The organism is Legionella hackeliae, assembly GCF_000953655.1.
Classification (GTDB): domain Bacteria; phylum Pseudomonadota; class Gammaproteobacteria; order Legionellales; family Legionellaceae; genus Tatlockia; species Tatlockia hackeliae.
In genome coordinates this window covers 416,038-430,345 of sequence record NZ_LN681225.1, presented here as the reverse complement: position 1 = coordinate 430,345, position 14,308 = coordinate 416,038, and the positions used below count along the sequence as shown (strand labels likewise).

Here is a 14,308-nt window from a genome sequence, read left to right as displayed (position 1 = left end):
AAAAATTTTTATTGACTATGAGTAAACACATCATTGAAATTGATGGCATTGTTGTCGAAATTTTAAGAAAACCTATCAAAAATCTACATTTGCGAGTCTATCCGCCCGATGGACAAGTTAAAGTGAGTGCCCCGATAAGATTTCGCCTTGATGAAATCCATCATGAATTAAAAACAAAAATGAATTGGATTCGTCAGCAACGACAACGTTTCCAAGCACGTCCCCATCAACCACAACCCACTTATCAAACAGGTGAGCAATTATCTTTCTTGGGAGAAATTTACACCTTAGTCAATATTGCACACAACGCTCGCCCCAAGATTCTTGTGGAAAATAATTTCATCCACTGTTATATCGAAGCAAATGCAACATTTGAAGACAAAGAAAAACTCATCCAGACCTGGCACAGGCAACAAATGAAAGTCTTACTCCCCAATTTAATTCGTAAATGGGAACCTGTTCTTGGTGTTACGGTAAATGATTGGGGTATAAAAACAATGAAAACCCGTTGGGGTTCGTGTAATATTCGCGCAAAGCGTATCTGGTTAAATTTACGTTTGATGATAAAACCTTTGGCGTGTCTTGAGTACGTGCTTGTTCATGAATTGGTTCATCTGTTAGAAACGAATCACAGCAAACGCTTTTACGCGTTAATGGATAAATTTTTACCGGATTGGCGACAACGACAAACATTATTGGAACAACATTAGTGAGTTATAAGTTTTTATGTCAATGAGCAATAGCCCTGTAAAATGCATTAATACAATCGAAGATAATATCTATCAATTTGGATTTCATATTATTGATGATTTCTTAGAGCCTTCTCATTTTCAGAGATTACGAGCCATGGCAGAGTCTTTTTATGAGGCAGGCCAATTCAGAAATGCAAAAGTAGGCCGTTTGCAAAGTGCTGTACGAAATGATTCCATAAGAACAGATGAAATCTGTTGGCTCGAGGAGAATCAAACAAATCCAGCAGTCGCCGCATACCTTGCGAAAATTAATGAGATTAAACTTACACTTAATCGCATGCTCTTTTTAGGTCTTGCGGATTTTGAGACGCATTTTGCCATTTATCAACCAGGCACATTTTACAAAAAGCATGTTGATCAGTTTAGCACCACTCAAGATAGACGTATCTCTTGTGTGTATTATTTGAATGATCATTGGGAATCAGCATTTTCCGGAGAGTTAATGCTTTATGATAAGCATGATAACCGTCTTGCAAATATTCTACCTTTTGGCAATCGTTTCGTCTGTTTTAGCAGCGACTTACCTCATGAAGTTTGTGAAACAAAAAAAATACGCTACAGTCTCACTGGCTGGATAAAAACTAGAGGCACACGTTAAAGCCTTAGGATATTAAGGAAGATCAATATCCTTACTACTTGTCCCAAAATGTGTTTCCATAAACTCATCTAACTTTGATGCAACCTTGCTTGAAGTAATCTGAAAGGATTTGCCAAACAACGAATGCTTCTTCCCTAGAGTAGTTCCTTCCTGATATTTATTGGAGGTTCGTATTACTTCTTCTATCGCTAGTTTTAATGAAGCCATGCCATCCTCAATATCCATCTTTCCCGCAATTAATTGATCTTGAATTCTTACGATTTCATTTCTTAAATCGCTTATAGCCCCAGTTTTCTCTACGTGCGCAAAACCTTTAAATTTTTTTAGTTTTTTATGGGGGGCACCCTCTTGAGACAGCTCACCAGTAAGAAATGATGTCCACTTTGAAGGGAAAGCTTTATATAGAGCCTCAACAATTTGGGTAAATTCTGCCACATTGTCGGCAATCCTTGATGAATTAAGTCGACCTTCTTTAACGTTTGGTACCACCTGTGTCGGCATTTCTTTGCTTTTGTATTTAATATTAGGAGATGATGGTGTTCTTTCTAGCGTAGGTTTTTTGGCAACTCCGGGCCCAGATACCAGTTCACTCTCAAAAAAATTCAATCTTTTCCATGTTCTTACCGGTTTGACATCGGGTGTAAACTCGCTCTCTTGTTCCCGCTCTCTCTTGCGAAGAGGGTCAGCTTTTTGAGCTTGTTTGATTGTTACCTGGACCTTTCTAATCTCCTCAGCCTCTTGATACCAGTTTTTTCTTAGCTGAGTTTCTTGCTCTTGACTTAGATTATTTTGTTCTTTAACAGGTTTAGCTCCAACAACAGTACCAATAATACTGTATTCTGTTTCACCTAAAAAATTAGCAATAGGATGCACCAAATCATCTCTCCGAAAGACCCCTTTCATCACAGTACCTTTTTCTTCTGCAAATGCAGCTGCTACTTTATAAAATGGAGTCCAGGAGATATAAGAGCTATCAGTACCCCCGTCCACGTGTACCTCAACACCTTTTGTCGTGTCTAAGGGTTTCTTAGAGCCAATAACTGCATTTTTAGGATCTGTTTGTTCTGCATAAGGCCCACTATGTGGCTTAATGCCGCGATAAAGGACAATGACATCATTTTCATCCTCTGAATGATCTGCACGTATAATACGATTGCCCGTTTCTACGAAGTTGCCAAGGTTACTTTCACTTTTGGAGCGCTTATGTCTAGCCATATCTACACCCACTTACAAAAGTTTAACTCAAGTGAAAATCACTTGAGTCTTTATTTTAGTGTAGATTAGTTTTTAATATTTCCACTAAGACTAATTTTAATGCTAATGGATTATTAAATAGATCCTGTCAAATTGCCCAATTTATCGGTTAATTTCACATTCTCAGAATAATCAACAGGACAATCAATCAAAACGAGTTCATTGCTTGCTAGTGATGATTGCAGTGTCGGTAACAAATCTTCAGCTGAGGTTATGGTATGAGCCTTAATCCCAAAACTTTCTGCATATTTTACAAAGTCAGGATTGGTAAAGGTGACGTGTGCTGAATGTCCAAACTCCAGATCCTGCTTCCATTGAATAAGTCCATACGCATCATCGCGCCAAATTAAAATGACAAAAGGAATTTTTTCACGCTTGGCGGTTTCAATTTCTTGAGAGTTCATCAAAAACGAACCATCTCCCATCACAGCCACTACTTTTCTATCCGGATGGACCAGTTTTGCCGCCATAGCTCCAGGCAAGGTGAAGCCCATTGTGGCTAAACTGTTTGAGATAATACAGGTATTTGGTTGATAACAAGGATAAAGACGTGCCATCCACATTTTCAATGCTCCCGTATCACAAAGAGCAATATCAGACTCGCCCATCGCCTTGCGCAAATCGGCTATAATTCGCTGGGGTTTTAGTGGAAATGAGTTATCGTGTTCATGCTCAGTGATTTCCTGCTGCAACATAGCCCGTAGGGAATGTGTTTCCTTCGCACTGTAATCCTGCGGTTTAATTTCTTTTGCCAAAACATCCAAAGCAGCGGTGATGCTTCCCTCAATACCTACGGCCAATGAATAATGACTATCGACCTCTGCAACAATACCATGAATGTGGACAATTTTTTTATCCCCTGCAGGATTCCAGGATTTAGGTGAATATTCCACCAAATCATAGCCAACAGTGATGACCACATCAGCCTCATCGAAGCCGAAGTTACTGTAATCATGCCTCATAAATCCAATCGTACCAATTGCTAAAGGATTATCGGCAGGAACAACACCCTTGGCCATAAATGTTGTCGCCACGGGAATTTTGGTACGCTCGACAAAACGTGTTAATGCCTCTTCGGCGTGATGACGATAAACACCAGCACCAGCAAGAATAATGGCCTTTTTCGCCTCGTTGATAACAATAGCTGCTTTTTTAATTTGGTCCAAATTAGGCATGGTTTGCTTAGGCCATTGTGGCTTTAAGGGCAAACTGAATGTACTTTGTTTGGCAACATCTTCTGGAAGAATTAATGCCACAGCCCCACTTCGTTCTGACTGAGCTAACTTGAATGCTTTACGCACTAATTCAGGTGCCACCGAAGGCAAGGAAATCATTGCATTCCATTTTGTCACGGGTGCAAACAGCTTATTCAAATCTATAATCTGATGCGATTCCTTATTTAAACGATCCAAAGACGCTTGTGCCGCAATCGCGACTAGCGGAGAGCTATCTAAATTAGCATCGGCGGTGCCTAACAAAAGATTAATTGCTCCAGGACCTAGAGTGGCCAGGCAAACTCCTGGCTTTCCCGTTAATCGTCCATAAATATCCGCCATAAAAGAAGCTGCCTGTTCATGACGAGTTAAAATGAAACGAATTTTTTTTGAACTGGAAAGCGCTTCAACAAAATCGATATTCTCCTCACCCGGCAAGCCAAAAATATATTCAACGCCTTCCTCTTCTAAACATTTCACAATAAGTTCAGCGACCTTAGTCGTATTTTGCGTTTTCATATTGTCATTCCTTGTGATGGCATCACCTTGATGCTTTAATAGCCCTTTTTAAAATTTTAGATGCTGTGCCCACTTTTACAACTCAACAATTGTTTTTTCAACTATCTAATTGCCCAAACCCGACCAACTTAACCAAACATTTGATCGACTTGTTGAACTTTAATTCCAATTGCTGTTAAATGAACTAAGGAGTACTAATAGGAGCGCACGGATGGCGATCAGTGAGACATTCCTTAGGTTATTTAAAACACTCACGGAGCAATACCAAGTCAATTGAACGGGTAGCTATATGAAATGGGGAAAGGATACCCATTATGAAGTAGTCCGAGACACGCTTTCCGTGTTGTATCTAGTTATCCTCCATAATCAAGAAGCCTTTAACGATCGCAGTATTATTAATTACCTCGTTCCCACAGCATTAATTTTAATCGCGTCTGATTCAACATTTACTACCTGTATTTCCACATTGCTCATTAATTATGAAAAAAGCATACAACCTACTAGTAACCTACAGATTCCCAGTCTGCATATTCAAATTGAGCCTGAAAAAAATAAACCGCTTAGCCTGATGCGTGAATTACAAAACGTCTTGGAATTGTTGCAAACAACTCATGAAAAACAAACAAAGGTATTAACCACCGTTAATAAAGAATTGCATATAGAAATTGAGCGCTTGCAACAAGAAAACGTACAACTTAAAAAGCAACTTAACGATCAAACTGAGCTGCAAAAACAAGTTGAACAACTGAAAAAAGCACAATCCTTACTCTCTGAATTAACTGTATTAACCTCAACAATGAATACAATCACACCACGTCAAGAAGTGCCCGTTTCAAAATTGGAAATTGAAAAACCCACTATCACTCCACCACCTATTTCTGCCCCCCCCACCACGCCCATCGTCGATAAAACGCAAGAAAAAACTCAATTACCCCCTCCTCTCCCATCTGTACAATCCAGAGAAAAACCTAAATCAGATCAATTACTAAGCTCACCTAATTTCTTCTCCGAACTACAAGCAGAAATTGCAAAAAGAGCTAAGACAACCAAAAAAGAACAAGGCACATCTGAAAAAAAAAATTTAGCCATACCGAGTCGCCAGCAGTAAATTGGGTTTATGACCCTAAAGTATTAGCTCGTGTTAAATTAATTAGACAGAGTACTGCGCCAGATGAGGAAGAAAATGATAAGAATGAAGATTATTTATGGCAGTGATTTCTCGTGTATAATCTAGATTTTTCTGCAAATAAACCTTATGCACGCCCTGGAAATCAAGCAATTACGAAAAACTTATACCAATGGTGTCGAAGCCCTTAAGGGTATTGATTTGACTGTAGAAAATGGTGATTTCTTTGCTCTGCTAGGAGCAAATGGTGCAGGAAAATCAACCACTATAGGTTTAATTACTACTCTACTGACAAAAACATCGGGCAGTATTCGTATTCAAGGTTATGATCTTGATACACAACGAGAAGCAGCTAAATCTTGTTTAGGATTAGTACCACAAGAGTTTAACTTAAATATCTTTGAAACCTGCGAACAAATTCTCATAAACCAGGCGGGATTTTATGGGATTAGCCGACAACTGGCAATTCCTCGAACAGAGTCACTTTTACAGCAATTAGGTCTATGGGAAAAGCGCCATTCTATTGTGCGTCATTTATCTGGAGGCATGAAACGTCGTTTAATGATTGCGCGCGCGTTGATTCATCAACCTAAAGTTTTGATTCTCGATGAGCCCACAGCTGGAGTTGACATAGAAATTCGTCGTAGCATGTGGGATTTTTTAACTCGTACCAACGAAGAAGGTACAACCATTGTTTTAACAACGCATTACCTTGAGGAAGCCGAACAACTTTGCAAACATATTGCCATCATTGATCAAGGGCAAATTATTGAAAACACTTCAATGAAAACCTTGCTAAAATCCCTTAATCATCAGACTTTTATTTTTAATACCCTAAAACCCATTCAAGAGCTTCCACAGATGGAACCTTTTGTTGTCACCTTAATAGACAACAATACTTTTGAGTTGCGAGTTGATAATCGATGGTCACTCAATGATGTTTTTGCTGAACTCACCAAGCACGGTCTTGGTATTCAAAGTATGCGTAACAAAACGAACCGTTTGGAAGAACTTTTTCTGGATCTTATTAACCATGGCCATTAAAAAACAATCTATTGCCCTTTATACCCTCGTAAGACGCGAGTTGATAAGGATGTTTCGCATTGCCAGTCAGGTATTTTTGCCTCCTGTAATTACTACAGCCCTCTATTTTTTAATTTTTGGCAGTTTGATTGGTGAGCGCATAGGCCCCATACAAGGGGTTAGCTACCCCCAGTTTATTGCGCCTGGACTCATTATGATGTCTGTCATTACCAATGCTTATAGTAACGTTTCTACTTCATTGTTTAGCGTGCGTTTTCAAAAAAGTATTGAGGAAATGCTGGTTAGTCCCATGCATGATAGTCTCTTATTGCTGGGTTATGTCTTAGGTGGCGTCTTAAGAGGTTTGATTGTAGCTATTCTTGTTTTTATTGTGTCTTGTTTTTTCTTAACCATAGATTTCACTAACCTTCTGTTGAGTATCGTTGTTGTATTATTAGTGTCCGCTTTATTCTCTCTAGCAGGTTTTACTAACGCTATGGTTGCTCGTAATTTTGACGACGTAATGATTATTCCGACTTTCGTTCTTGCTCCCTTGACTTATTTGGGAGGCGTCTTTTACGCGACAGACATGCTATCACCCTTCTGGCGCGCTGTTTCACATCTTAATCCCATTCTTTATATGGTCAATGCACTTCGCTACGCAATGATTGGACAGCAAGAAGTAAATATCTTGACCGCTATGATCATTATTTGCATAATGGTTGTTCTGCTGACTGCATTAAATATGGTTTTATTAAAAAAAGGAGTCGGCTTACGTGATTAGTGGTTGAGGTTGTTATGATTTCTGAGTTGCTCGATATTTATAGTATTAAACTACAGCGTTATTTCCAGCAAGAAGAAGATGAAGCAACGAGGGTTTATATAAAAAATCTACTTAAAGAACTGAAAACAACTACCTCAATTTCTGCTCTTTCCGAGACTCTGGCTACTTTTTTGAAAAGTGACCATGTTACAAATTCACAACTTGCTAAAGATATTAAGGACTGGATAAATTATTTGGACGAGTTGCAAACTTTGGAAATATCGGTCTTAGAAAAATTACCCAAGTTGAATTTTGTAGGCAATACTCAACCATTAAAAAACATATTGCAGCAAATTGTTTCCCGGGAAGATTATCTATTTCACTGCCGAGCTAAAAGTTTATTGGTTTATCTAAGCAATAATGCGTTGCAAGCAACCCTGAATTATCTCGCTGATTTATCCCCTAATGACTCCGCTGCCACCTCCATTGCTGCTATGGGGGCATTTAAACAAGCAAATTTTTTTAGTAAGGAGCATGCAGATTGCGTGCAACTCCTTACTAAAAACTCAGTCAATTTTATCGAACAGAATAAAGAGCAAACCCTGGCTAATGATATATTGCAAACTGCTTTATTCATTTACCAGGATATAAATCGCGAAGCAAAATTACAACAAACGTCGCATGATGCTGAACCATCTCGCGGTTGCATTATGATTTAATATTAAAATTGTAATTTCTCTCACCTATGGTATTGTTGCATAGGTATTCAGAACATAGCTCAGGGAGTTCTACGATGACTAAATTTATTCCTCTTTTTTTACTATTGGTTAGTCAGCTTAGCTTTGCTGAGACTTGCGAAACCAAACGTGAATTAATCATTGAAAATAACGAAACCAAAGTTTGGAAAACTACCATTTGTCCACAGCAACAACTACCTTTTCATACCCACGATTTTGCAAGAATTGTCATCCCTGAGGAGGCAGGCAGCTTAAAAGTGACTTATGCATCAGGCCGAGAAACAGTGATTAATTTCGAAAAACAAATTCCTGTTTTTTTAAGCAAAGCCCAAGGACAGGAATCACATCAAGATTTAAATACCGGTACACTCCCTTTACATGTGACCGTCATTGAGCTACGAAATAAAAATTAATAATCAACGGCCTTTTGCATCCGTACCGCGTAAAGTCATCACTGTGCTGGTTGCTTGCGCCACTAATTTCCCATCGCTACGTAGCAAGTCACAGTGATATCGACTAACTGTTTTTTCTAAATTAATAGGTTTGGCAATGGCCAAAAGTTTCTCTTTCCAAATCGGGCGAAAAAAACTGTTTTGCAAATCGAGTGTCGTGAAACTTTCGTTGGCATCCAATGTAGTTGCATGCGCAGTACCAATGGATACATCGGCGATGTCACAAACAACTCCACCGTGAATAGTCACCATTGGATTTGCATGAAGTGCAGGATCTGCATACAATTCAATCGTTGCCTGACCTAACTCCACTGCAATTAATTTAAAACCTAACTTTTTTGCAATGGGAGGTGGGTAATCAAATCTTGACCCCGCAGGCGCTTTGCCTTGCTCCACTATCTGTTGCAACTCGGCAAGATTTTTTGTCATCAATTCTTTCCTTAAACGCAAATCGCTTTGTTTATCTTCTCGCATTTGTGTTATTTTGTCTTTGGTGGCGAGTAATCATTGTTGAAATAAATCACATTAATTATAATTTGCCTATTTTCAAACAAAGATTAATGTGAATATTGCAACGAACATTTCGGCCATTTATGTTGTAAAACCAGCGTTTCTCAATGAATTCCGTGAAGAGATCGGTGAAATTTCAGAGATAATAGAAGACTTGGTTTTTTCACCCCATAAAAATCCCAACGTATGCTTTGCTCAAGATATTTGGTTAGAGCCTCAGCTTGTAAAATTCCAATCCATTTCAGAGGCAGTAAGAATTCTGCGACAGGCAGGAAAATTCTGGTACCTTCATCCAATTTCACAGATAAGGCGCTCACGACTAATTGAAGAGCAATTGCGCAAATGCCCTCCACTTGAGCGCCATTTTCCAATCACTGAAATTCCTCCAATAGGCTGTTTTAGTCTTTTGGATCAACACACTCTTGTTTATAGCGCTAAACGTTTGAAACAATGGCCACAGGGGAAATGTTTTTTTATTGAAGACAAAGTGAATCCACCAAACCGCGCCTATTTAAAACTCTGGGAAGCTCTAACGCTTCTTCAGAAATATCCTCAACCGGGTGAGGCAGCTTTGGATTTAGGCGCCTCCCCTGGTGGTTGGACATATGTGATGCAATCGTTAGGAGCGAAGGTTACCGCAGTGGATAAAGCCCCTTTACATGCGCATATTGCCAAGCTTCCTGGAGTTAGTTTTTTACAACAAAGTGCCTTTGCCCTCGAGCCTCTTCATTTAGAAACAACCTATGACTGGGTCTTATCCGATGTTGCCTGTTATCCAGAACGCGCGTTTAGCCTTATTAATAAATGGATAGAGTCTCGTAAAGCAAAACAACTTATTTTTACGATTAAGTTGCAGGGCAAAAAGGATTTAGAATCGATAGAACCATTTCAAGCAATACCTGACGCTTATATAACTAACTTATTCTATAACAAACATGAGGCGACTTTTTTCTATCCAGCCCCCTCTTTTTTACCACGCTAAGGACTGCATATGGCGACTATAAAAACCAGTTTAAGTGACCAGGAAAAGCAATGGTTAATCGCCCAGCGCGTAACAAGACTTACCGATAATCAGGAGGTATTAATCTATCCAATGGGGGCAGAAAGCTATCTATCAACGGTATTACGCAAACCCTCTAAGGGACACTATGCGCTTAAAACCGATATTGAAGGCAAAAATATTTTGGTCATTCCAGGTTATGGCAACAGTTGTTTTTTGTTGGCAGAGGCTGGAGCGAATTCGGTGATTGTCTATGATAAAGACCCTGTTACTATTGCCTGGATGAAGGCGTTTAAAAAATACTATCATTATCGAGAGTTCAATGCAGAGGGCAAACCTTACCCGTCGATTGGCGAGTTAATGGCAGCACTTACCTGCTGGTACCCTCCTCTTTTACGCTTACCCATCAGACGCCGAAGTAATCTAATATCTTGGGTAATTTATCCCAAACAACTGCGTCGCTCTTACCTTTTTTACATGTTGAAACTTGTTCAACAAGCGATGAATACAACAACCCAAGATGATTTTGAATGCGAGAAAAATATTCAATTCTTTACAGGAGAAATTGAACATCTTACTACTTCTGCGGAAAAATTATTCTTTGACACTGCTTTCGTGCCCTATCTTTTGGGTGTTCGCAATGGGCTCGAAAAGAAAAAAGACGTTGTGCAATTTATGCAGCAGTTATTTAAGCTAGTTCCCAAAGGCCATATTTTAGTTAGCCCTTCAAGAGATATCAAAGAATTTTACTTCATTGGAAAGCGTTATTTTGTGACCACCGGCTATGAAACTATTCATGCGATCCCTGAGCTATATCCCCATGCTATTGCTGAAGAGGATTGGTTTCGAAATCAAGGCCTTACCGTTTTTAGTGCCAATAAAACTTAATTTGAAGACGTTATCTTCTCTGACTCGCATCAATTCAGTAATATAAAGTCATCGCCTATGCATGTATCGGAATTTCTTTATGATTATCTCTTCAGCATTTGATTATCGAGCCGCAGCCAAACGCAAACTTCCACGATTTTTATTTGATTATATTGATGGAGGCGCCTATGCGGAGCAAACATTACAAGCTAATTCAGCCGATCTCTCTCAAGTGATTCTAAAACAGCGTGTTTTAAAAAATGTGGCCGATTTAAGTCTTGAAACTGAATTATTTGGACAAAAACAAGCGATGCCCATCATTCTTGGCCCCGTTGGTATTACAGGAATGTATGCGCGTCGCGGAGAAGTTCAAACTGCTAAAGCAGCAGCGAACAAGCAGATTCCGTTTACCCTCTCCACCGTCTCTGTATGCTCTTTAGAAGAAGTCGCTCGACAAAGCCCTCAACCTATCTGGTTTCAACTTTATGTGCTCAAAGATCGCGGTTTCATGAAAAATGTTTTGGAAAGAGCACAAGATGTTGGCATAAAAAATCTTGTATTTACTGTGGATATGCCCATGTCCGGCGCACGATATCGTGATAAACATTCAGGGATGTCAGGTTCTTTTGTCATACCTAAACGTCTTCTCCAAGCCATGACAAAACCTTCATGGGCTTTAAAAGTAGGCCTTGCAGGACGGCCTCATACCCTTGGAAATATTTCAAAATATTTCAATAGAACAGTAGGCCTGGAAAATTATGTCGAATGGCTGAAGCAAAATTTCGATCCTTCCGTCAGTTGGGCAGATTTGGAATGGATACGTAATTTTTGGCAAGGCAAGATAATCGTTAAAGGAATACTCGATCCAGAGGATGCTAAAGAGGCGGTTAAATTCGGTGCCGATGGCATTGTGGTTTCTAATCATGGTGGACGACAATTAGATGGAGTATTGTCAACTGTCAAAGCCCTGCCAGAAATAGTCGAAGCGGTTGGAAGTAAAACCACTGTTGTTGTCGATTCAGGAATACGCTCTGGTCTTGATGTGGTACGCATGTTAGCTCTGGGAGCCAACGCAGTAATGCTCGGACGCGCGTGGGTTTATGCTTTGGCAGCAGCGGGTCAAGCAGGTGTAGAAAATCTACTAACTATTTTTGCAGAGGAAATGCGCATTGCCCTGGCTTTAACAGGAGTCACCTCAATGTCACAAATTAATCGGTCTAATCTTGTTGAGAGCTTTATACACAAGTAATTAGCTCCAACCGAAAGCCTTTTTTCGTTTGGGAAATAAAAAATAACTTATTTGCATTTAATTTGGATTAAAAAGTATCATTATTTATTAAAATTAGCAATAATGCCTTAAATAATTTCAAAGTATTTAAAAAGAGGCTATCAATGAAACTATTTGACTCCATCTTACTATTGCATATTTATGACTATCAAAAACCTGTTGGAGCCACTTGTCCTCTCGAGTTGCTAAAAAAAGGGGCTAATCCATTATTATTATCAACCTGTATGCGGCATTTCTATCTCTTTTCATCAGAGCAGCTTGGTGAGAATAAATCACTCCCCGAAGTAATAATGAATACCATACATACTCCTACTGCCCATCAAAAAATCCCTCTTTGTGAATTATTTCGCGGAAGAAAAGCGTATGAAATACTGCTTTTTTGGAGCATCGCTGGTTTAAATCCTAAGAAACCTTTTGATGATGAACGTATTCTTGGAGATTTACGCAAAATATGCACTGGCTATGAAAAGACACCCTCCCCAATTAAGCAAGAAGCCTGGAGGTATAATAAAAAAATTATGTTAGGTTTACTTACCGATGCCAAACATTTGTTAGAGCTGACCAAACAATTGAGCGGAATCCCTCTTCAAGATAGAAAATCACTTTTAATAACGGCTTGCACAAATTGCGCGTGGGCTCGCGATAATGGATTTATGCCTTTCCTATCATTTAGCGACTATGACATTTTTCTCGATCGCAACAAAATGATTGCTCATTTGACCGAACTACTGGAGGGTAGAAAAGAAAAAGCCCATGAAAAATTGCGTGAGCTTGCGGAGGAACAAGTCGTTCTAAGTTTCCTTTTCTCCCAGGATCCAGTTAAACTAGCTCTAGAAAAAGATCTAGCTCTCATTGCCGAATTAAAAGCAATTCTTGAAGAAGAATCTCTGCTTGCACAATCCATTTCAGCATTGGGTATTTAAGGGTGCGATTTTTAATAAATCGATTAATATGCATTCCTTACTTTAAAGCATTAAATATCAGACATGTTATGAAGAGATTAACTAACAAAGTGATTTTGATTACAGGTGGAGCTTCAGGCATCGGAGAAGCTGCTTGCCATCTTCTCGCCCAGGAAAATGCAGATGTGGCTTACGCCATTGCCTACCTTGCCTCTGATGAATCACGCTTTATGACAGCGAGTGAACTTGTTATTGATGGTGGTTTATCTGGAGGACAACTTATAGCCAGCATTTAACTAATTCATCCCTGTTGAGGAATTAATCATGCATTCGAGCGAAAGCTTATCCTTAGATAATCCTTTCTGGCAATTCTCTTTAAAAGTTTATCAGCAAACATCCGTTAAAGAATGTTGTTTGCTGCTACAAAATAGCCAAGGCGCTAATGTGAATTTATTGCTATTTTGCTGCTGGTTGTCTTTCTTTGTAGACCCCATTAGTCATGAAGAGTTTAAACAAGCGTGTGACTCAATTGGTGTATGGCATCAACAAATCACAACAACGCTTCGCCAGGCTCGGCAACATGCCAAAACATTCAGTAATAATGTCTGGGTTAGGAGTTTCTATAATCAACTATTAACTCAGGAAATTAATTCAGAGGCTTATCAGCAAGACATGCTCTATTCGCATTTTTCGAATCGACCGTTAGTCTTTAAAAAAGACGAGACGCTTGCCTTACGGTATCTTTCCTGGCTTTTTGAAGATATGGGGGTTGTGGTTGATAAAAAGCTTAATTTGCAACTCAAAAATTTTATTGACCTTATTCTTAATACTTTTACTAGTTACTAAGGCATTTTCAAATAAGGGAAATCTTCCTGTATCAACTGTAATACATTCTCCACATAGGGTGGACTTTTGATAATTAGCACCACGGTATCATCACCAGCGATAGTCCCTAAAACTCCTGATGTATTTTCTTGTTGCAGCGAAAAGGAGACATATTTTTTATCGATAAATGACGCAAGGCTGCTCGCGCTGCCGGGATGCGTGTGTAGAACGATAAGGCCAAAATCCGAAACTTGCAGATTCAGTATTAAAGGCAAGGTAGGGCTGTTGAAATCAACCACCCGATAGATACCTGCCACTTTTGCTATTTTCAATTTTTTTAATCGACGGGATAAGGTGGCTTGCGGAATATCGTAGCCTCTTTCTTTAAGACTATTTTGCAAGTCGATTTGCTCAGGAATTTCCTGGCTATGCACAATACTCAAAATATGCCCGTCAAGCGCATTATCATACGACATGC

The 14,308-nt window shown here is 39.3% G+C and carries 17 protein-coding genes; 13 read left to right on the top strand and 4 right to left on the bottom strand.

Going from position 1 to position 14,308, the window contains the following annotated elements:
* Positions 1-17: 17 nt before the first annotated feature.
* Both LHA_RS02055 and LHA_RS02050 read left to right on the top strand, forming a co-directional pair.
* On the top strand, positions 18-710 hold the full coding sequence (locus LHA_RS02055) for a M48 family metallopeptidase (protein WP_045105068.1): 693 nt from the start codon (positions 18-20) through the stop codon (positions 708-710).
* Between the two features lie 22 nt (positions 711-732).
* Positions 733-1,350, top strand: coding sequence for a 2OG-Fe(II) oxygenase (locus LHA_RS02050; protein WP_045105067.1), 618 nt, complete (start codon positions 733-735; stop codon positions 1,348-1,350).
* Positions 1,351-1,362: 12 nt separating this feature from the next.
* Here the strand turns inward: LHA_RS02050 and LHA_RS02045 are convergent, their stop codons facing one another.
* Positions 1,363-2,565, bottom strand: coding sequence for a hypothetical protein (locus tag LHA_RS02045; RefSeq protein WP_045105066.1), 1,203 nt, complete (start codon positions 2,563-2,565; stop codon positions 1,363-1,365).
* 113 nt (positions 2,566-2,678) lie between these two features.
* A complete protein-coding gene (locus LHA_RS02040; RefSeq protein WP_045105065.1) occupies positions 2,679-4,337 on the bottom strand; it encodes an acetolactate synthase large subunit in 1,659 nt (552 codons plus the stop codon).
* A gap of 289 nt (positions 4,338-4,626) precedes the next feature.
* On the opposite strand from LHA_RS02040, the gene LHA_RS02035 reads away from it, so the two are divergent.
* From LHA_RS02035 to LHA_RS02015, 5 genes are all read left to right on the top strand, one after another.
* On the top strand, positions 4,627-5,445 hold the full coding sequence (locus LHA_RS02035) for a hypothetical protein (protein ID WP_045105064.1): 819 nt from the start codon (positions 4,627-4,629) through the stop codon (positions 5,443-5,445).
* Positions 5,446-5,592: 147 nt separating this feature from the next.
* Complete coding sequence (locus LHA_RS02030) at positions 5,593-6,507, top strand: ABC transporter ATP-binding protein (protein ID WP_045105063.1); 915 nt, start codon at positions 5,593-5,595, stop codon at positions 6,505-6,507.
* Positions 6,497-7,270: an ABC transporter permease gene (locus LHA_RS02025; RefSeq protein WP_045105062.1), complete on the top strand. Its 774-nt coding sequence runs from the start codon at positions 6,497-6,499 to the stop codon at positions 7,268-7,270. Before LHA_RS02030 ends, LHA_RS02025 begins: the two co-directional genes overlap by 11 nt.
* A gap of 14 nt (positions 7,271-7,284) precedes the next feature.
* Positions 7,285-7,968, top strand: a complete 684-nt coding sequence (locus LHA_RS02020; protein ID WP_156413534.1) for a hypothetical protein — start codon at positions 7,285-7,287, stop codon at positions 7,966-7,968.
* 74 nt (positions 7,969-8,042) lie between these two features.
* Positions 8,043-8,399: a hypothetical protein gene (locus LHA_RS02015; protein ID WP_045105060.1), complete on the top strand. Its 357-nt coding sequence runs from the start codon at positions 8,043-8,045 to the stop codon at positions 8,397-8,399.
* Between the two features lie 3 nt (positions 8,400-8,402).
* On the opposite strand, the gene LHA_RS02010 is transcribed toward LHA_RS02015, so the two are convergent.
* A complete protein-coding gene (locus LHA_RS02010; protein ID WP_052673553.1) occupies positions 8,403-8,867 on the bottom strand; it encodes a PaaI family thioesterase in 465 nt (154 codons plus the stop codon).
* A 133-nt stretch (positions 8,868-9,000) separates the two neighbouring features.
* Here LHA_RS02010 and LHA_RS02005 point away from each other — a divergent pair, with 133 nt between their 5' ends.
* From LHA_RS02005 to LHA_RS01980, 6 genes are all read left to right on the top strand, one after another.
* On the top strand, positions 9,001-9,930 hold the full coding sequence (locus LHA_RS02005; RefSeq protein WP_052673552.1) for an SAM-dependent methyltransferase: 930 nt from the start codon (positions 9,001-9,003) through the stop codon (positions 9,928-9,930).
* Between the two features lie 9 nt (positions 9,931-9,939).
* Entirely contained in the window at positions 9,940-10,836 is an 897-nt protein-coding gene (locus LHA_RS02000; protein ID WP_045105059.1) for a hypothetical protein, read from the top strand.
* A 79-nt stretch (positions 10,837-10,915) separates the two neighbouring features.
* The gene (gene lldD, locus LHA_RS01995) at positions 10,916-12,064 is read left to right on the top strand and encodes an FMN-dependent L-lactate dehydrogenase LldD (protein WP_045105058.1); all 1,149 of its coding nucleotides are present in this window, start codon (positions 10,916-10,918) and stop codon (positions 12,062-12,064) included.
* 143 nt (positions 12,065-12,207) lie between these two features.
* Positions 12,208-13,026, top strand: coding sequence for a hypothetical protein (locus LHA_RS01990; RefSeq protein WP_045105057.1), 819 nt, complete (start codon positions 12,208-12,210; stop codon positions 13,024-13,026).
* Positions 13,027-13,094: 68 nt separating this feature from the next.
* Positions 13,095-13,301, top strand: coding sequence for an SDR family oxidoreductase (locus LHA_RS17130; RefSeq protein ID WP_197541148.1), 207 nt, complete (start codon positions 13,095-13,097; stop codon positions 13,299-13,301).
* Between the two features lie 28 nt (positions 13,302-13,329).
* Entirely contained in the window at positions 13,330-13,851 is a 522-nt protein-coding gene (locus LHA_RS01980) for a TIGR02444 family protein (RefSeq protein ID WP_045105055.1), read from the top strand.
* Here the strand turns inward: LHA_RS01980 and LHA_RS01975 are convergent.
* A complete protein-coding gene (locus LHA_RS01975) occupies positions 13,848-14,306 on the bottom strand; it encodes an arginine repressor (protein WP_045105054.1) in 459 nt (152 codons plus the stop codon). The genes LHA_RS01980 and LHA_RS01975 overlap by 4 nt on opposite strands.
* Between the last annotated feature and the right edge of the window lie 2 nt (positions 14,307-14,308).